Below are 18,366 nucleotides of genomic sequence, written 5' to 3'. Positions count from 1 at the left end.
AGAGGCTCGCGAGCAAGTTCGCTCCTGCAGGATCAGTACTCAGACCTTTAGAAGGTCTGGCCCAGATTCAGGTACAGCGCTGTTTGATCATCATCGTTAAAGCCATAGCTGAAGTTGAGCGGGCCCAGGGGTGTGTCGAAGCCGATGAAAATGCTCGCGGCATTGATGTAGCCGCTGTCGAATTCATTGTCGTTGTTCCAGGCCCGCCCGCGCTCCAGTGACGCGCCGGCATACAGCGGGAAATCAAACGGCAAGTACGAACGTGGAGTGAGGCGGCGGTAGTAAACCGCGCGCATCAAACTGACGTTTTGCCCGGAAATCGCATCTTCCCTGAAGCCCGACAACTGTCGTGCACCACCCAGCAAGAAGCTCGATGTCACCACGTTGGCCTTGTCCAGCGTGCGCCCGTAGCGCCCGCCCAGAATCCAGGTGTTCGGCCCGTAACTCAACGCCTTGTCCAGATGAAACTCCCACTGGCGATAACGCTCATCAGAGCCAATCCCCGGCTCAAATTGGCGCACGCTCAGGCTGATGTCCTCACCCTCATGGGGGAAGTACACGTTATCCAGCGAATCGAACGAGTATTTCAGGTCATAAAAGCCTTCATTGAAGCTGGTGCTCGGCAAGTCGCGTTCGCCAATTCGCACATTGGCTTCGCCCCAGGCCTCGCCAACGCCAAGGCGGATTTCACCGCTGTTGCCGATCTGACGACCAAAATTCAAGCCAAAACCATAGCGTTCCAGGCGGTATTCGGCGATTGGATCGTTATCGAGGATCGACTCCACGTTCTGCGAATGGGCGTTGATATAGGGCGCAACAAAATACCGCGAGCCGGCATCCAGTGGCTGATAGAACTCGCTGTACAACTCTTGCTGATCGCCGATTTGTACCCGCGTCAGCCACTCGGCACCCAGCCGGTTGATGCCGTTGACCCGATAGCTGGCACCGATGTTGAACGCGCTGTCGCCGCGCATATCGTCTGAAAGGTTGAGCCCCAGCCGCAGGTAGTCAGTGCCGCTGCGCTTGCCCCGGGCGCTGATCACCAGGGTGCGGTCCTGACCTTTGTGCACCACGCGGTATTGCACCTGTTCGAAATAGTCCAGCCCGTACAGCGTGCCCATATCCCGATGCAGACGGCCCAGGTCCAGCGGTTCACCCACCGGCTGGCGAATGTAATAGCGGATCACCGAGTCGTCTATTTTCGAATCATTCTCGATCTTGACCGCGGTGATTACCGGGGTGCGCTCCTCAGGTGAGCGGGCGGCATCGAGTTGCTTGTCCCCGGGCTGGCGCAGGCTGATCAGGCGTTTTTCGAGGGCCTGGGTGGCGCGATAGCCAGCGTTGATAATGTCTTGCGAACGACCAAAATCGGTGACCCCAAAACTGGCCAGCGCAGGCTGGATCAGTATGTCTTCCGGCTTCAGGGACGCAAGCTGCACCTCGGAGTTGCTGCGGGTCATCAATGTGATGGACTGGTTGAGGATGTCGAACACGGTGTTGAGCTGTTTGCGCCCGCGCAACGGTGTGCCGATATCCACCACAATGACCAGGTCCACCCCCATTTCGCGGGCTACGTCCACCGGGATGTTGTCGACCATGCCGCCGTCGACCAGCAGTTGACCGTTGATTTCTACGGGGGCAAACACCGCCGGAATCGACATGCTGGCGCGGATCACCTGAGGCAAGTGGCCTTTACGAAATACCACTTTCTCGCCATTGACGATGTCGGTAGCCACAGCCCGGAAGGGGATCGGCAGTTTGTCGAAATCACGGATGTCGCTGCTGTGGGCCAGCAGGCTTTCGAGCAGCAGCGACAGGTTTTGCCCCTGAATCACTCCCAATGGCAGCCCAAGGCTGCCATCGTCGCGAAAGCTGAGTTTCTGTTTGACCAGGAAGTCGCGGTCATCCTGCTTGCGCCTGAACGGGATGTCTGCCCGGGCCGGAGCATCGGACAGGGCTTCTTGCCAGTCGATCCCCAGTGCGAGCTTTTCCAGTTCGTCGATCTTGTAGCCCGAGGCATACAGGCCGCCGATCACTGCGCCCATGCTGGTGCCGGCGATGGCATCGACGTGAATGCCCTGTTCTTCAAGTGCCTTGAGCACGCCGACGTGGGCCAGGCCACGGGCCGCGCCACCGGAAAGCACCAGGCCGATCTTGGGGTGTGGATTTTCGGCGGCAAACAGTACCAGCGGGGATAAACACAAAAGCAGGCAAATCAGCAGGCGGCGCATCATGAATCTCTGGGCAAGCGACAAAGGTGGCTATTATAGCGGCGCCTTTCACTTCAGGAGCCCGAGAAACATGGCAGTCAGCAAACCGGAAATTGTTATCACCTATTGCACGCAGTGTCAGTGGTTACTCCGTGCGGCATGGCTGGCCCAGGAGTTGCTCAGCACATTTTCCGATGACCTGGCGCAGGTGGCGTTGCAGCCGGGCACCGGCGGGGTGTTTCGTATTACCTGCGATGGCGTGCAGATCTGGGAGCGCAAGGCAGATGGCGGCTTTCCCGAAGCTAAAGTGCTCAAGCAACGGGTGCGCGACCAAATTGATCCGCAACGTGATCTGGGGCACAACGACCGGGTTCAGTGAGGGTTGGTCGCCAATACGGGCTTGCCCGGTGCAGGTCCGCTGGCCATGCGGCTCGACACGACAATCGCGACGATGATCAGCACCCCGCCCAGCAGCATGGGCAAGGTCGGCGTCTCGTGAAACAACAGCCAGGCCAGGGTGATGCCGTACACCGGCTCCAGGGCGAAGACTACGGCGGCGGTGCGGGCTTTGATCACCGCCAGGCTGGCGACAAACAAACTATGGGCCACGCCCGTGCAGAACACCCCCAACAGGCCGATCCACAGCCAGTCCAATGGCCGCACTTGACCCAGGCCAGGCGCGGCGAAGGGTAGCAGGCACAGGGCAACCACGGCGTTCTGCCACAACGCCGCCTGCACCGCAGGCAGTCGTCCCGAGCAGGCCCGGTTGTTGAGGGACAGCAACGAAAACAGCAGGCCCGAGGCAATCGCCCAGAGCAAGCCTTCGGTGGCCTGGCTGGCCAGATCAAAGGTCGGGGTGACCAGGATCAGCCCGACGCTGACCAGTATCACCAGGATGATTTCGTTGAGCCGGATCCGTTCGCGAAAAATCAGCCCTTCAAGGATCACGGTAAACGCCGGAAAGCTGGCAAAGCCCAGGGTTGCAATGGCCACCCCGGCAATCTTTACCGAGATGAAAAAACTCACCCAGTGCCCGGCCAGCAGCAAGCCGCTGAGCAGCAGACCGCGCACGTCGCGCAATGTCGGCTTGCACCACACTGTGTGTCTGGCCAGCCCGGCAAAGCAGGCGAGGGCAAGCACTGCAAAACCTGCCCGGCCGAACACGATAATCGAGGCCGATGCGGCGGCCAGTTTGCCGAACACGCCGGTCAGGCCGAACATCAATGCGCCAATATGCAGGGCGCCCAGGGCAGTACGCGGAGTCATTGCAGTCCTTGAGTCAATACGGGCAAGGCCTGCAGTCTAAGGTGCGGGGGGCAGGTCCGTCTGTCGCCAGACTCGCGTCAGTTGTCGCCAGACTCGCGCCGCAGTGCCGAAGGCGAGGCCCCGAACTCGCGGAGCATGGCGGCAGCAAAGGCGCTTTGCGAGGTATAGCCGACGCGGCAGGCGACTTCCCCTATGGGCAGCCTGCTACGGCGCAGCAGGCTTAGGGCACTGTGCAGGCGGCGTTGGCGAATGTAATCCATCGGCGTTTGCCCGCATTCGCTGATAAAGCGGCTGTGCAGGCGCGTGCTGGATAACCCTGCGATACGTGCCAGATCAGCCACCTGCAGCGGGTAGGCGGCGTTTTGGTCGATGTAGGCATCCAGAGCTGCCAGGGGCAGGCGTTTGGGGGGCGGCGAGTCAGGGGCCAGCGTGTTTAAACTGGCCAGCAACAGGATTGCCCCCTGACGGGAGATCAGCGGGTCGCTGACCGCACTGCTGGCCAGCCACTTGACCAATTGATGCTGCATGGGGTCCAGAGACAGCTGTGCGGCGCTGTCGAGCAACCGGCGGCTGGCGTCGGCGTGCTGGCCCAGCGATTGGCCTAGCCAGTCTTCTTCGCCGGGTACATCGAGTACCAGGCATTGGCTGCCTTGTTCGCTTTCGCAGGTGTGATGGGCGCCTGCCGGAACCACCATCAAGTGTTGCCGATGCAGTCTGCTGGCGCGGCCATCCACCTCGAAATCGAGCTTGCCTGAGAGGCTGATCACCACCTGCGGGTGCTCATGGCTATGGGCGATCACCTCTTGGCGGTAATTACGCAGTGACAGGATCTGGCCCATGGTGATCTGGTCTCTGTAAGTGGCCTGCAGGAGCGAGCCTTTATCAGAACAGCTCGCTCCTGCAGGGTATGCCGATTCAGCTTTTAGTGCCGCCAGAACGCCGGGATGCACAGTACAAACACGGTAATGATCTCCAGGCGCCCGAGCAACATGCCCAGTGACAGGATCCACTTGGCCGCGTCCGGCAGGCTGGCGAAGTTGCCGGAAGGCCCGATGGTTTCGCCCAGCCCGGGGCCTACACCGGACACCGTGCTGGCAGCGCCGGTGAGGGCGGTCATCCAGTCCAGCCCCAACAACGACAGGGCCAGGGCAATCACGCAAATGGTGATGGCAAAGAAGAACGAAAAGGTCAGGATCGAGCGCACGATTTCTTCGTCGAGGCGGTGGCCATTGTACTTCTGCTTGATCACTGCCCGCGGGTGAATCAGTTGGTTGAGGTTGGCCTTGAGCAGAATGTAGGCAACCTGAAAGCGGAAAATCTTGATCCCGCCTGCGGTGGAGCCCGAGCAGCCACCAATAAAACCGAGGTAGAAAAACAGCATCAGCGAGAAATTGCCCCACAAGCTGTAGTCGCCCAGTGCAAAGCCTGTCGTCGTCACCACTGAAGTTACGTTCAGCGCCACATGGCGAAAGGCGTCCCCCCACGGCATGTTGGTGGTCCACCAGAGCCAGGCGCTGAGCACCAGCCAGGTGACCAGCAACAGGCCGAGCAAGCCTTGTACCTGCTGATCCTTGATCAGCGCCTTGCGATGGCCGCGCAGGGTGGCGACGTACAGGGTAAAGGGCAGGCTGCCCATGATCATGACTACGATAGCGACCCAGTGCACCGCAGGCTGTGACCACTTGGCCAGGGACTTGTCCGAGGTTGAAAAGCCGCCGGTGGAAATTGCCGACATGGCATGGTTGATCGCATCAAACACGCTCATTCCGGCCCACCAGAAGGCCAGGCTGCCAAGAATGGTGATGCCGACATAAGTGGCCACAATCAGGCGGGCCACCATATGCGAGCGCGGCATGACTTTTTCGGAACGGTCTGACGACTCGGTCTGGAACAGGCGCATGCCGCCGATTCGCAACAGCGGCAAAATCGCTACCGCCATGCCGATAAAGCCGATACCGCCGAGCCAGTGCAGCATCGAGCGCCACATCAATATGCCGGGCGACATGGTGTCCAGACCGCTGAGTACCGTTGAGCCGGTAGCGGTGATGCCGGACATGCTTTCGAAAAACGAGTCGGTGTAGCTGATGTGCTGTGTCAGCAAAAACGGCAGGGCGGCAAATACACACACCACTACCCAGCTGGAGACGGTCAGCAGATACATGTCCCGGGGGCGCAGGTGTACTTGCTCGGGGCGTCCGGGAATGACCAGTGCCAATCCGGCCAGAAAGGTGATCAGGCTGGCCCACAGAAAGGACGGCAGATCGCCCATGTGGTCAAAAATCACCAGTGTCAGCATAGGTACGGCCATGCTGATCGCGAGCGTAATCAGGAAGATGCCGATAATGAAACCGATGATGCGTAAGGTCGGCAACGCCATGAAGTCAGCTCGGGATGAAAGAGGGGCGCCATTCTACCTGTGGGGCGGGGTATGTAAACCGCCAGCCCTTGGCTAGATACCGTTAGAATAGCCGCACATTTTCTTCAGGAGGTGGCCAATGGAGGCTCTCGACGCTTTGCTCAACCGTGTTTCTGCCCCGCGCCTGCTCGATCCGGCGCCAACGGCTGAGCAACGTGAAGTACTGTTTGCGGCTGCTTTGCGTGCGCCGGACCACGGCCAGTTGCGCCCTTACCGGTTTTTGACGGTGGAAGGCGATGCGCGGCATCAGCTGGGTGAAATCCTCGCCGGAGCCGTACAGGCCCAGGGTGGAGAGGTGACCCCGGCAGCATTGGACAAAGCCCGGGCCATGCCGTTGCGCGCGCCATTGGTGGTTGTGGTGGTGGCCCGCCTGCAGGACCACTTCAAAGTGCCCAGGGCCGAGCAGTTGATCACCGCAGGTTGCGCGGCTCACGCCATTGAACTGGCGGCCTACGCCCAGGGCATTGGTGCGGTATGGCGCACGGGCGAGCTGTCATATGCACCGCAAGTGGCCAAAGGGCTGGGGCTGACAGAGGGCGAGCAGGTGGTTGCGTTTCTGTACCTGGGAACTGCGCAGAATGAACTGCGTGCCGCGCCGAAGGTGGATACGGCTGAGTTTGTGCAGCAGTGGTCGGCGTGAATTCCTTGCAGGAGTGAGCTTCTCTCGCGCTGCAGGCAATTCGGTTTTTATGAGACACCAAGGTGATGCAATCGCGAGCAAGCACGCTTCAAGGGTTTATTGATTCGCGGGTTTAAAGAGTGCCGTTCGGCTCCAGTGGCAACTCCAGCGTGGCAACAAATCCTCCGTCCGGATGATTGTTCAGCACCAGTCTGCCGCCATGGCGTTCTGCCGCGCGACGGGCTATGGCCAGTCCCAGGCCATGTCCGGCCGCCGTCTGGCCGGGCGCACGGAAGAACGGCTCGCCCAATTGCGCCAGATATTCCCCGGGCACTCCGGGCCCGTAATCCCGCACGCTGATGCTGATGCGCTCGCCTTCACGGCAGGCCTTTAATTCAATCGGGCGTCCGGGCGGGCTGAAACGTTGCGCATTGCGCAGCAGATTATCCACCGCGCGCTCGATCATTGTCGGCCACCCGCCAAGGCTCAAGCCAGGTTCTGCTGTGAGTTGTACCGATTGCTCGGGAGCCGCCAGCGAGGCATCTTTTTGTACCGCCTGGAGCAGACCGTTGAGCTCGATGGGCTCGGCACTGGCCTGGTCGGCATCAACCCGTGCCAGGGCCAGAATTTCGCTGATCAATGACTCCAGGCGGTCGCACTCGCGGGTCAGGCGCGGCCAGAGTTTCTCGCGCTCTTCGGGCCCGGCGCGTTCTGCCAGTGCCAGGGCGATACGCAGCCGGGCCAGTGGCGAGCGCAGTTCATGGGACACATCACGCAGCAATTGGCGCTGGCTGCCAATCAGGCTTTGCAGGCGTGCGCCCATGCGGTTGAAGTCGGTGGCCAGCACCCCGAACTCATCGCGCCGTGAAGCCAGTCGCGCCAGGCTGTTTTGCTGGTAGGTGGTTTGGCCCAGGTCATGTACAGCTACGCGCAGGCGACTCAGCGGGCGGGTGATCGACAGGGTGACCAGCAAGCTGAACAGGGTCAGCACCACCAGTGCAATTCCCAGCGCGCTGAGCGGCCAGATCAGGCTTTGGCGATGCCAGGCATCCAGTTCCGGGTGCGGGATGCGATAAATCAGCAAATAGGTTTCAGCGGTTTTCGGGCTGGTGTACTCGACGGTCAGGCGGCGCCACGGCAGTTGTTCTTCGCCGGGATGCTGGCGTGCCTCCCATGCGGCAGCCCGACGTGGAAACGTACCGCGTACCACAGGGTCGCCACTTTCGTTAAGGACCTGTACGTCAATGTGATAACGGCGTTTACGCTTCTCGAGGAATTCTTGCGCGGCATCGGCGCCCTGGGTTTCGTAGCGTTCAGTCCACTGCTGCGCCAGATTGGCGATGCCTGGATGCCGGCTGAGGATCCAGGCGTCCTGATTGAGCATGTGCCCCAGCAGGAGCGACAGCCCTGCGACCAGGGCAATCGCCAGCCAGAAGCTGGCGAGAATGCGCCAAAACAGTGATCGCACGGTAATTCCTCGCAGTTAATTGATCAGAACGCGTAAAGCCCAACGGCCAGGGGTCGTTGGGCTTGAGGGTTGCGCGAATTATTGCGCTTTTGGAGCCTGTTGTGCTTTCCACTCTTTGAACTGTTTCCACTCCGCCTGACGCTCGGCACGTTTCTTTTGCATCTCGTCGAAGGTCTTCTGCTGATCAGGCTTGAGCACGGCCCGGATCTCGCTTTGGGTTTTGTCCTGCTTGGCCTTGATCTCGTCTTTCAAGGCTTGCTGGTCGGCAGCCGGCAGTTTTTCCAGATATTTTTCGACCAGTTGCTTGCGATCATGCATTTGCTGGCCCATCAATTTGCCGATTTGCTGGCGCTGTTCGCGGCTCAGGTCCAGTTGGCTGTAAGGGGCGTCGCCGCGACCGTGCTCACCGCCGTGTCGTGGACCCATCGGGCCGTCGCCACCAGGCATGGCCATTGCGACGGTTGGCAGGGCAGCAGCAAACATCAAAGCAATTAGAGTCTTACGCATGGTGTGTCTCCTTCATGACAGTTCCGGTGAATCCGGATGTGCTCAGTGTAGGGAGATCAAGGTCAACCGCTGTCAGCCGAGGGTAAAGCTTGGGTAAAGAGGGTATTGCTGCGGATTTACATAACAGGCTTATGTGGGAGCCGGCTCCCACAGAGAAACGTGGTGCTTCAGGCGCTATAGAAGTAACCCCGGCTGCGCAATGCGACGATGCGCGGGCGGCCATCGGGGTGGGGGCCAATCTTTCTGCGCAGGTTACTGACATGCATGTCCAGGCTGCGGTCGTACAGGGTCAATTTGCGGCCCAGGGCGATCTGTGCCAGCTCCTGCTTGTCCAGCGGCTCTCCCGGCTGGCGCAGCAAGGCCTCGAGCAAACGGCTTTCGGAAACGGTCAGGGTGATGTCGTGCTGGTCGATAGTGGCCACGCCGCGCATCGGGCTAAAGCACAGGTCTCCCAGTTCTATCTGGCTGGATACCGCGGTCGGGTGGCTGCGGCGCAATACAGCCCGCAGACGGGCGGTCAGTTCGCGGGGGTCGCAGGGTTTGGCCAGATAGTCATCGGCGCCCAGTTCGAGCCCGAGAATACGGTCCAGGGGTTCGCCGCGGGCTGACAGCATCAGCACCGGCAATTCGGGGTGATCCTGGCGTAGTTGCTTGAGCAGTTCCAGACCGCTGCCGTCAGGCAGCATCACATCCAGCACCACGGCATCGGGGCTGGATTCGCTCAACGCCTTGCGGGCACTCTGACCGTCGTGGCAAGCGCGTACCTGAAAGCCTTCCTGGCTCAACCAGCTGCTCAGAAGCTCGCACAGCTCCTGGTCATCATCTATCAGTAACAGGTCGCTCATGGCTTACTCGATTTAGCCAGTGCCGACGGGGTACAGGTCGGTCACTGGCAAAGATACTGCAATCACACTGTGCCGTAGGGGTTACGGCAGTACTTGCTTGAACGGCTTGACGATCACATTGGCATATACGCCGGCTGCGACGTAAGGATCCGCGTCGGCCCAGGCCTGGGCAGCGCTCAGGGAGTCGAACTGGGCCACGACCAGGCTGCCGCTGAAGCCGGCTGCGCCAGGGTCATTGTTGTCGATGGCCGGGTGCGGACCTGCCAGCACGATGCGGCCTGCATCCTTGAGTTGATTCAGGCGTTCAAGGTGGGCCGGGCGTGCAGCCAGGCGGGCATCGAGCGAGTTGGCGACGTCGGTAGCAATAATTGCGTAGAGCATGTCAGTCCTCGGTTTTTGAGTTGGTCGGTGCAGGTTCGGTGTCATGCAGGTGACGCGACAGATAAACACCCTGGGCTATCAGGAACAGCACGGTCATGCCCAGGCTGCCGAACACCTTGAAGTCGACCCAGATGCTTTGATAGGTGAAGGCAACGAACAGGTTGGCAGCGCCACAGAACAGGAAGAATACGATCCAGGCCAGGTTCAGGCGGGTCCACACCGCATCGGGAAGGGTCAGTGCATGGCCCATGATGCGTTTGATCAACAGTTTGTCGCCGATAAAGTGGCTACCGGCAAATGCCAGTGCAAACAGCCAGTTTACGACTGGCGCTTTCCACTTGAGGAAGGTTTCGCTGTGGAAAGCCAGGGTCAGGCTACCGAACACCAGGCAGGCAATCAGGGTCAGCCATTGGCTCTTTTCGAGCTTGCGCTGCTTGATGAACAAAATGCCGTAAACCACCAGTGAACTGATGATCAGCATTGCCGTAGCGCTGTAGATACCGCCCACAGACAAGCTGTGCCCGGCGATTTCGACGATGCGAGGTTCGATTTTATAGACGATGAAAAACAGTAACAGCGGGATGAAGTCGATGAATTGTTTCACAGTGGCAGCCAGAAGCAGGATGTGGCGGCATAATAACAAACATCAATGACAGCGAAAGCGTCAGCTAGAGGTTATTAAATTCCCGTGGAAATTGACTTGCATTGCCATAGCACAGCTTCTGATGGCGCCCTGGCGCCGACGGTACTGGTTGCGCGTGCGTTCGAGAAAGGTGTGCGAGTCCTGGCCCTGACCGATCACGATACACTTGAAGGCCTCGACGAAGCCCGCGAAGCGGCGCTGGCGTTGAACATGACGTTGATCAATGGCGTTGAATTGTCGTGCACCTGGGGTGGAGCGACGATTCATGTGCTGGGCTACGGCTTCGATGTCAATGCTCCGGCGCTGGTTGAGGCCATAGCCAGGCTCCACGATGGGCGCTGGCTTCGGGCGCAGGAGATCAGCCGCAAGCTTGAGCTCAAAGGCATGCCCGGAGCGCTTGAAGGTGCGCGAGCTATACAGCAGACCCTGGGCGACAGCGGCAATGCTCCGGCCCGCCCGCACTTTGCCGATTTCCTGGTTCAGGCCGGCTTCGTCAAGGATCGCGCCGAGGCGTTTCGCAAATGGCTGGGGGCCGGCAAGCTGGGTGACGTCAAACTGCACTGGCCGACCCTTGAAGACACGGTCGCCACCTTGCGCGCCGCCGGGGCCTGGGTCAGCCTGGCGCATCCTTCGCATTACGATTTCACCCGCAGCAAGCGCCGCCGGCTGATTGGCGACTATATTCAAGCCGGGGGTCACGCGATTGAAGTGGTCAACGGGCATCAGCCGGCCGAGCAGGTCGGCAGCCTGGCGATCCTGGCGCGTGAGTTCGGTCTGCTGGTCAGTGCCGGCAGTGATTTTCATGGCCCTGGAGGTTGGTCCGAGATCGGCGAATATCGCCCGATCCCCGAAGATTTGCCGCCACTTTGGCGTCGATTCAAATATGACCAGCCCGCTGCCAACGTCTGAACAGGGAAACTCTGTGAGCCAATTTTTCCAGATTCATCCGGAAAACCCGCAACCGCGGCTGATCAAACAGGCCGTCGAGATTATCAAAAAGGGCGGGGTGGTGATTTATCCCACCGATTCATCCTATGCCCTGGGCTGTCAGATGGGCGACAAGCACGCCATCGAGCGCATCAAGCGCTTGCGTAATCTGGACGACAAACACAACTTCACCCTGATGTGCTGCGATCTGTCGCAACTGGGTTTGTTTGCCAAGGTTGAAACCGGTGTGTTTCGGCTGCTCAAGGCCCATACACCGGGGCCCTACACCTTTATTCTGAACGCCACCCGTGACGTTCCGCGGCTGCTGCTGCACCCCAAGCGCCGGACTATTGGCGTGCGGGTGCCCAGTCATCCGATTGCCCTGGCGCTGCTTGAGGAGCTGCGGGAGCCGCTAATGAGCGTGACCCTGATCCTGCCGGGTGAAAAAGAGCCAATGGAAGATCCGTACGAAATTCGCGATGCCCTGGAGAAGCAGGTCGACCTGATCATCGATGGCGGATTCGGCGGCAATAAAGCCTCGACCGTGATCAGCCTGATCGACCTCGAACCTGAAGTGGTACGCGTGGGTTGCGGCGATCCGACGCCGTTTATGGTCGAGGCCTGATGTCTGACGTCGAAACCATAGAAGGCGTTGATGCCCAGGCCGGTGCCCAGCAGGAATTGCCGTTTGCCATGGTATATGGCCAGGCCGTCATCGAAATGCCGCTGGACCTGTACATTCCGCCGGATGCCCTGGAGGTGTTTCTCGACGCCTTTGAAGGCCCTCTCGACTTGCTGCTGTACCTGATCCGCAAGCAGAACATCAACATTCTCGATATCCCGGTGGCGGAAATTACCCGTCAGTACATGGGCTATGTCGAGCTGATGAAAACCGTGCGCCTGGAGCTGGCTGCCGAATACCTGGTCATGGCTGCCATGCTGGCCGAGATCAAGTCGCGCATGCTCCTGCCGCGCTCGGCCGAGATCGAGGAGGACGAGGGCGATCCCCGGGCCGAATTGATCCGTCGTTTGCAGCAGTACGAGCGGTTCAAGGCGGCGGCTGAGGGGCTGGATGGGTTGAGCCGGGTAGGGCGCGATGTGATTGTGCCCAAGCTCGATGCGCCCGAAGCCCGGGCGCGCAAGCTGGTGCCCGATGTAGCGCTGGAAGAGTTGCTGATGTCGATGGCCGAAGTCTTGCGCCGTACTGACATGTTTGAAAATCACCAGGTCAGCCGCGAAGCCCTGTCGACCCGGGAGCGGATGAGCGATGTGCTGGAACGCCTCAAAGGCGGCGGCTTTGTACCGTTTGTCGAACTCTTCACCGCCGAAGAGGGCCGTCTGGGTGTGGTTGTAACCTTTATGGCCATTCTTGAACTGGTCAAAGAGTCGCTGGTCGAGTTGGTACAGAATGAACCCTTTGCGGCAATCCATGTGCGGGCGAGAGCCGAATAAAGAGCTGAAACCATGAATTTGACTGAACCCCGCGAGCTGGCGCCCTTGCTCGAGGCCTTTTTGTTGGCCTCGGGAAAGCCGCAAAGCCTTGAGCGGTTGTTTGAACTGTTTGAAGAGGGTGAGCGTCCCGAGCCGCCCGTGTTCAAAAAAGCCCTGGAATTGTTGCGCAAGTCCTGCGACGGACGGGCTTTTGAACTCAAGGAAGTAGCGTCGGGCTACCGCCTGCAGATACGCGAGAAGTTTTCACCCTGGGTCGGGCGCCTGTGGGAAGAGCGTCCGCAGCGCTATTCGCGGGCCATGCTCGAAACCATGGCGCTGATTGCCTATCGTCAGCCGATCACCCGCGGCGAAATCGAAGATGTGCGTGGCGTGGCGGTTAACAGCCATATCGTCAAAACCTTGCTTGAGCGTGAATGGATCCGTGTAGTGGGCTACCGGGACGTGCCGGGTAAACCTGCCATGTTCGCCACCACCAAAGGCTTTCTCGATCACTTTAACCTGCGCAACCTCGACGACTTGCCGCCCCTGGCCGAGTTGCGCGAGCTGGAACCGGACCCGATCCTCGACTTCGATGACGCCCCGGTGCCGGCCCACCTGCAGGCCCTGGCCGATGAAAGTGCCGAGCCCGAAGAGCCCAAGGATGAGACCAGCTTCCGTACCTTGCTGGTGGAACTGGACACCATGGAGGAGGGTCTTAAAACCGACTTTGATGACCTGCTTCGCGATGGCGCTCCTGTCGAAGAAGCCCTGGTTGCAGTTGAAGTGCTTGAATCAAGTCCGGAGCCGGAGCCGGAGCCGGAGCCGGAGCCGGAGCCAGAGCCAGAGCCAGAGCCAGAGCTAGAGCCAGAGCCAAGACTTAGCGCTGCCGAGTTGGCGCGTGAACGGTTGCGCGCAGCCGTGGCGGCACTGGAAGCGCGGTCAACCCTGAGCGAGGAAGAGCTCGAGGCCCGGGCCTTGGCCGAAGCCATCGAACAAGAACGCCGCGAACAGGAAGACTGACGCCCCCTCTGCAGGAGCGAGCTTGCCTCGCGATCTTTCGAGCTTTTAAAAGATCGCGAGGCAAGCTCGCTCCTTCAGGGCCAATCCCGAGGACTTTGCATGAGTTCAACCAAAGATCCCTGCATCGATATTTGTAAGTTCAACGACGATATCTGTATCGGCTGCGGTCGCACCAAGCGTGAAATCCGGGCCTGGAAGAAGCTCGACAAGGAAGACAAGCGCATCGTGCTGGCCGAGTCGGCCTTGCGATTGCTGGCCCTGGACGCCACCGGTCGGCGGAAAAAGAAGTAAGTCTTGCAGTTCATGACTAGGCTTTGATGCGTTATGCGCCACATCAGCGTATGATTCTCGACCCTCAAACGCTCGCTCGAGCTGAGAGACCCCATTTTCAACACCTCAGCTATATGCCTGAGTTGACACACCGGGAGGTGCCCAGATGAGTGATCTAGACCCTAAAGACAGCCAGGAAATTGGCCCAGCAGGCGAAAAACTGCAAAAAGTTCTCGCCCGTATTGGCGTGGGTTCGCGTCGCGACGTAGAGAGTTGGATCAGCCAGGGCCGGATCAAGGTCAATGGCAAGGATGCAACCCTGGGTCTGCGCGTAGACCTGCATGACGCCATTTCCATTGATGGCAAAGTGATCAAGCGTGAAGAGGCAGCCGAATCGGTTCGCCGCGTGATCATGTACAACAAACCCGACGGCGAAATCTGCACCCGTGACGACCCTGAAGGCCGTCCGACCGTGTTTGACAAACTGCCGCGTCCAAAAGAAGGCCGCTGGATCAACATCGGTCGACTGGACATCAACACCACCGGCTTGCTGATGTTCACCACCGACGGTGAGCTGGCTAACCGCCTGATGCACCCTTCCTACGAGATGGACCGTGAATACGCGGTACGTGTACGTGGCGAAGTGGATGACGAGATGATCGAGCGCCTCAAGGCCGGCGTTGTGCTGGAAGACGGCCCGGCGCGTTTCACCGACATCAAGCAGGCTCCGGGCGGCGAAGGCTTCAACCATTGGTACCACTGCGTAGTGATGGAAGGTCGTAACCGTGAAGTGCGTCGTCTGTGGGAATCCCAGGGTCTGGTGGTCAGCCGCCTGAAGCGCGTGCGTTTCGGTCCGGTGTTCCTCAACTCCGACCTGCCGATGGGTCGCTGGCGCGAAATGAGCCAGTTCGAGGTTGATATCCTCAGTGCTGAAGTCGGCCTCACGCCGGTTGCCATGCCGCAGATGAACGCCAAGAGCAAAGACAAGCTTGAGCGTATGCAGCGTAAATCGTCGCGCCCTGTGGCCCGTACCGATCGCGTTGCCCGTACCCTGCGTCCGGCCGAAGGTGCGCCACTGGCTCCGCGTCCAGCACGCCAGCCGCACATCGAAGGCGAGCGCCCGGCGCGTCCGGCCCGTGATGAAGCAGCCCGTCCGGCCCGCAAGCCGGCCGGTCGTACCGATCGTGTACCTGCGGGTCGCGGCGCGCCGGTTGCAGAGCGTCCGAGCGAAGTGAACAAGCGTTCGCCCAAGCCAACCCGTTCGGGCCCCAAGCTGGTCGACGATGCACCGTCGGGCAAGCGCCGTGGCGCACCGGCAGGTTCGGGTCAGCGCCCGGGCTTCGGTCGCCGCAAGCCGCAATAAGCGTTAACCTGTAACGCGGTACAAAAAACGCCAATCCTTCGGGGTTGGCGTTTTTTTATGCCTGCAATTAACCGCGGATGCAGCAGCAGCGAGCTTGTCTCGCAATCTTTTGATTTTGCAATCGCGAGGCAGGATGCTCCTGCAGATAATGGTTTTAAGATGGAAAGATTTCGTTACGGGTCGTAAAGTGAATGCTACGAAATCAATGGCTTATGGGCGAATTACTTCTGAAAATGGCTTGGTGTAACGAAAATTTTCCGTAAAAAGCACCGTTCGCCGCATTTCCGGCAAAAAACCAGCTTGTTTAGTGTTGCCAACAGCGGTGTGATGGGATCTTGCCTACGTGCGGGTGTACAATGCGCCGCGTTTTAACTGTGACCCAATTGCGTACCCGCGCATTTTGCGCCACATCGACGATATGCCGATGGGCCAAAACTTCGAGGCTAACCCGCCTTGTTAACTCCGCAATGCCACAAGCGTTGCGGGTTCGATTCCGTCACAGATAAAAACAAACAGGTGACGCATGACTCGTGAAACAACCTTGGATTCCTGGCGTCTGCGCTGGGGTTTGATTTGTGTTGTAGACCTTTCGATCACTGCCTCTGGTGCTCAAGTTACAACGCACTGAATCACATCAAACCTTGTGTGGGACCCTTTCAATGAGTGGACAAACCTCGCATTCGGGCGAGCTTAAACGCGGCCTGAAAAATCGTCATATCCAGCTGATTGCCCTTGGTGGCGCGATTGGTACCGGCCTGTTTCTCGGTTCTGCCGGGGTACTGAAATCGGCCGGCCCGTCAATGATTCTGGGTTATGCGATCTGCGGCTTTATTGCCTTTATGATCATGCGCCAGCTGGGCGAAATGATCGTCGAAGAACCGGTAGCCGGCTCTTTCAGCCACTTTGCCCATAAATACTGGGGCGGCTTTGCCGGCTTCATGTCGGGCTGGAACTGCTGGGTGCTGTATATCCTGGTGGGCATGTCGGAGCTGACAGCTGTCGGTAAATACGTGCACTACTGGTGGCCCGAGATCCCGACCTGGGCTTCGGCAGCAGCCTTCTTTGTCCTGATCAACGCGATCAACCTGACCAACGTCAAAGTATTTGGCGAGGCCGAGTTCTGGTTCGCAATCATCAAGGTGGTGGCCATTGTCGGCATGATCGCCCTGGGCAGCTATTTGCTGGTCAGCGGCAGCGGTGGCCCCCAGGCATCGGTGAACAACCTGTGGGAGCACGGCGGGTTCTTCCCCCATGGCATCACCGGTCTGGTAATGGCCATGGCCTTTATCATGTTCTCCTTCGGCGGCCTGGAAATGCTCGGCTTTACCGCAGCAGAAGCCGACAAGCCGCGTACCGTAATCCCCAAGGCGATCAATCAGGTGATCTACCGCATCCTGATTTTCTACATCGGTGCTCTGGTGGTTCTGTTGTCCCTGACCCCGTGGGATTCGTTGCTGGAAACCCTGAATGCCGGTGGCGACAGCTACAGCAGCAGCCCGTTCGTGCAGGTGTTCTCGATGCTGGGCAGCAACACCGCTGCACACATCCTCAACTTCGTGGTCCTGACCGCTGCATTGTCGGTGTACAACAGCGGCACCTACTGCAACAGCCGGATGTTGCTGGGCATGGCGCAGCAGGGTGATGCACCTAAAGTGCTGTCAAAAATCGACAAGCGCGGCGTGCCGGTCAACTCGATTCTGGCTTCGGCTGCGGTGACGGTAATTGCGGTTCTGCTCAACTACCTGATGCCCCACGATGCGCTGGAACTGCTGATGTCGCTGGTAGTGGCCACGCTGGTGATCAACTGGGCGATGATCAGCTTCTCGCACTTCAAGTTCCGCCAGCACATGGACAATACCGCGCAAACGCCGCTGTTCAAGGCGCTGTGGTATCCATACGGCAACTACATCTGCCTGGCATTCGTGGCGTTCATTCTGGTGATCATGTTGCTGATCCCCGGCATTCGCGTGTCGGTGTATGCGATTCCGGTGTGGGTAGCCTTCATGTGGCTGTGTTACCTGATCAAGAACAAGCGCGCGCTGCAGGCATCGGCAGCAGCTTGCAGCCCGGCTGCCAAGTAAGCTGAGCGATAAACCCAAACCCGGCCATTGCGCCGGGTTTTTGGTTTGTGGGGTATCCTGCAAGCCCTGAAGACGGATCCATTTTTGATGCTGGTGATTTCCAATCACTTATTCGGCTTTGTCGGTTTTCCTGTGAGGCCTTTGATATATTGGGCTGGCGATATTTTTGGTGGATTTTTAAAGTGCTAAATTTTATATTTTTCCCGTTTTGATCCCGTATTCAGCTTTGCCACTCTCAAATAAATAGGGGCTGTAGTTATCACCAAATGATTGACTGCATCGTTGAATATCATATTTTTTGAGCACATCAGGTGTTGATGGTAAGCCCTTCTTAGGGGAGTTTTGTCAGTTGAGACCTGCGGTAAGAGACCATTTCTAGTGTTCCTAGCCAGATACCCAATTACGCAGCGTGAGAACCTCTGATCCCCACTCCTCAAAGGGTAATCAGCTGTAGAAAGGGAGAGCTATTGTCCAATCCTCATCTTGCAAAAAATATGAGTGATAGCATAATAATGGCAGACGTTGCTTGCGGTTTTCTTCATCGATTTTCGGAATTGAAAAATGAAGACGTTAAGTGATTTTACAAAAGTTTGGTTGCTTCCAGTATGTCGTAATCAAAAGTGCAGATCAGGGAATGAAGATGACAAAGCGTTTTTTGCGATTTTATGATTTGAAATTGAAGTCATCAGCTCGATATGAGGTCAATGAAAAAATAATATCTACTGCTGTAGGCGTACTACCCCTAGCTGAAATTCTTGAGCAAGCTAAAGAGCTGTTTGATAACGTTGATTGCTGAACGAGCCCCATGAAAGACAGGACACCGTTCCCCCCTTAAGATAAGGGATAGGCAAACGGGTATGTTTATGACTAACAGCAACGATAAGGGTGGCGAGCTGCTCGGCCAGGAACGCCGACGCCG

General features: G+C 58.6%; 18 protein-coding genes. 9 read left to right on the top strand and 9 right to left on the bottom strand.

Annotation, left to right across the window (positions count from 1 at the left end; genetic code table 11):
- Positions 1–47: 47 nt before the first annotated feature.
- Positions 48–2,231: a patatin-like phospholipase family protein gene (locus tag EQV90_RS20145; RefSeq protein ID WP_010656455.1), complete on the bottom strand. Its 2,184-nt coding sequence runs from the start codon at positions 2,229–2,231 to the stop codon at positions 48–50.
- A 70-nt stretch (positions 2,232–2,301) separates the two neighbouring features.
- On the opposite strand from EQV90_RS20145, the gene EQV90_RS20140 reads away from it, so the two are divergent.
- On the top strand, positions 2,302–2,589 hold the full coding sequence (locus tag EQV90_RS20140) for a SelT/SelW/SelH family protein (protein ID WP_010656454.1): 288 nt from the start codon (positions 2,302–2,304) through the stop codon (positions 2,587–2,589).
- Here the strand turns inward: EQV90_RS20140 and EQV90_RS20135 are convergent.
- The 3 genes from EQV90_RS20135 to EQV90_RS20125 form a co-directional block, all read right to left on the bottom strand.
- On the bottom strand, positions 2,583–3,476 hold the full coding sequence (locus tag EQV90_RS20135; protein ID WP_240878578.1) for a DMT family transporter: 894 nt from the start codon (positions 3,474–3,476) through the stop codon (positions 2,583–2,585). The two genes, EQV90_RS20140 and EQV90_RS20135, sit on opposite strands and share 7 nt — an antisense overlap.
- A 77-nt stretch (positions 3,477–3,553) precedes the next feature.
- Positions 3,554–4,315: an AraC family transcriptional regulator gene (locus EQV90_RS20130; protein WP_240878577.1), complete on the bottom strand. Its 762-nt coding sequence runs from the start codon at positions 4,313–4,315 to the stop codon at positions 3,554–3,556.
- An 83-nt stretch (positions 4,316–4,398) separates the two neighbouring features.
- A complete protein-coding gene (locus EQV90_RS20125) occupies positions 4,399–5,853 on the bottom strand; it encodes a TrkH family potassium uptake protein (protein WP_003441731.1) in 1,455 nt (484 codons plus the stop codon).
- Positions 5,854–5,971: 118 nt separating this feature from the next.
- Between EQV90_RS20125 and EQV90_RS20120 the strand changes: the two genes are divergently transcribed.
- Positions 5,972–6,532: a nitroreductase family protein gene (locus EQV90_RS20120; RefSeq protein WP_010656453.1), complete on the top strand. Its 561-nt coding sequence runs from the start codon at positions 5,972–5,974 to the stop codon at positions 6,530–6,532.
- 112 nt (positions 6,533–6,644) lie between these two features.
- Here EQV90_RS20120 and EQV90_RS20115 read toward each other — a convergent pair whose 3' ends face one another.
- The 5 genes from EQV90_RS20115 to EQV90_RS20095 all read right to left on the bottom strand — a co-directional run bounded on the left by EQV90_RS20115 (position 6,645) and on the right by EQV90_RS20095 (position 10,316).
- Positions 6,645–7,979, bottom strand: coding sequence for a HAMP domain-containing sensor histidine kinase (locus EQV90_RS20115; RefSeq protein ID WP_003441735.1), 1,335 nt, complete (start codon positions 7,977–7,979; stop codon positions 6,645–6,647).
- Positions 7,980–8,057: 78 nt separating this feature from the next.
- The gene (locus EQV90_RS20110) at positions 8,058–8,486 is read right to left on the bottom strand and encodes a hypothetical protein (protein ID WP_003441736.1); all 429 of its coding nucleotides are present in this window, start codon (positions 8,484–8,486) and stop codon (positions 8,058–8,060) included.
- Between the two features lie 167 nt (positions 8,487–8,653).
- Positions 8,654–9,331, bottom strand: a complete 678-nt coding sequence (locus tag EQV90_RS20105) for a response regulator transcription factor (RefSeq protein ID WP_003441747.1) — start codon at positions 9,329–9,331, stop codon at positions 8,654–8,656.
- 81 nt (positions 9,332–9,412) lie between these two features.
- The gene (locus EQV90_RS20100) at positions 9,413–9,712 is read right to left on the bottom strand and encodes a YciI family protein (protein ID WP_003441750.1); all 300 of its coding nucleotides are present in this window, start codon (positions 9,710–9,712) and stop codon (positions 9,413–9,415) included.
- Position 9,713: 1 nt separating this feature from the next.
- The gene (locus tag EQV90_RS20095; RefSeq protein ID WP_003441752.1) at positions 9,714–10,316 is read right to left on the bottom strand and encodes a septation protein A; all 603 of its coding nucleotides are present in this window, start codon (positions 10,314–10,316) and stop codon (positions 9,714–9,716) included.
- 84 nt (positions 10,317–10,400) lie between these two features.
- On the opposite strand from EQV90_RS20095, the gene EQV90_RS20090 reads away from it, so the two are divergent.
- From EQV90_RS20090 to EQV90_RS20060, 7 genes are all read left to right on the top strand, one after another.
- A complete protein-coding gene (locus tag EQV90_RS20090) occupies positions 10,401–11,264 on the top strand; it encodes a PHP domain-containing protein (protein ID WP_240878576.1) in 864 nt (287 codons plus the stop codon).
- Between the two features lie 13 nt (positions 11,265–11,277).
- On the top strand, positions 11,278–11,907 hold the full coding sequence (locus EQV90_RS20085) for an L-threonylcarbamoyladenylate synthase (RefSeq protein ID WP_003441755.1): 630 nt from the start codon (positions 11,278–11,280) through the stop codon (positions 11,905–11,907).
- A gap of 128 nt (positions 11,908–12,035) precedes the next feature.
- On the top strand, positions 12,036–12,734 hold the full coding sequence (locus EQV90_RS20080; RefSeq protein WP_165439780.1) for a ScpA family protein: 699 nt from the start codon (positions 12,036–12,038) through the stop codon (positions 12,732–12,734).
- Between the two features lie 12 nt (positions 12,735–12,746).
- A complete protein-coding gene (gene scpB / locus EQV90_RS20075; RefSeq protein WP_240878575.1) occupies positions 12,747–13,733 on the top strand; it encodes an SMC-Scp complex subunit ScpB in 987 nt (328 codons plus the stop codon).
- A 99-nt stretch (positions 13,734–13,832) separates the two neighbouring features.
- The gene (locus EQV90_RS20070) at positions 13,833–14,024 is read left to right on the top strand and encodes a DUF1289 domain-containing protein (RefSeq protein WP_003441761.1); all 192 of its coding nucleotides are present in this window, start codon (positions 13,833–13,835) and stop codon (positions 14,022–14,024) included.
- A 145-nt stretch (positions 14,025–14,169) separates the two neighbouring features.
- Complete coding sequence (gene rluB / locus EQV90_RS20065; RefSeq protein WP_003441763.1) at positions 14,170–15,366, top strand: 23S rRNA pseudouridine(2605) synthase RluB; 1,197 nt, start codon at positions 14,170–14,172, stop codon at positions 15,364–15,366.
- Positions 15,367–16,025: 659 nt separating this feature from the next.
- Positions 16,026–17,447: an amino acid permease gene (locus EQV90_RS20060; RefSeq protein ID WP_003441764.1), complete on the top strand. Its 1,422-nt coding sequence runs from the start codon at positions 16,026–16,028 to the stop codon at positions 17,445–17,447.
- Positions 17,448–18,366 lie beyond the last annotated feature (919 nt).

It is taken from the genome of Pseudomonas sp. TMW22089 (assembly GCF_022496645.1).
GTDB lineage: Bacteria > Pseudomonadota > Gammaproteobacteria > Pseudomonadales > Pseudomonadaceae > Aquipseudomonas > Aquipseudomonas paraversuta.
The sequence above is the reverse complement of the archived record's forward strand: the minus strand, read 5'-3'. Positions and strand labels throughout refer to the sequence as shown.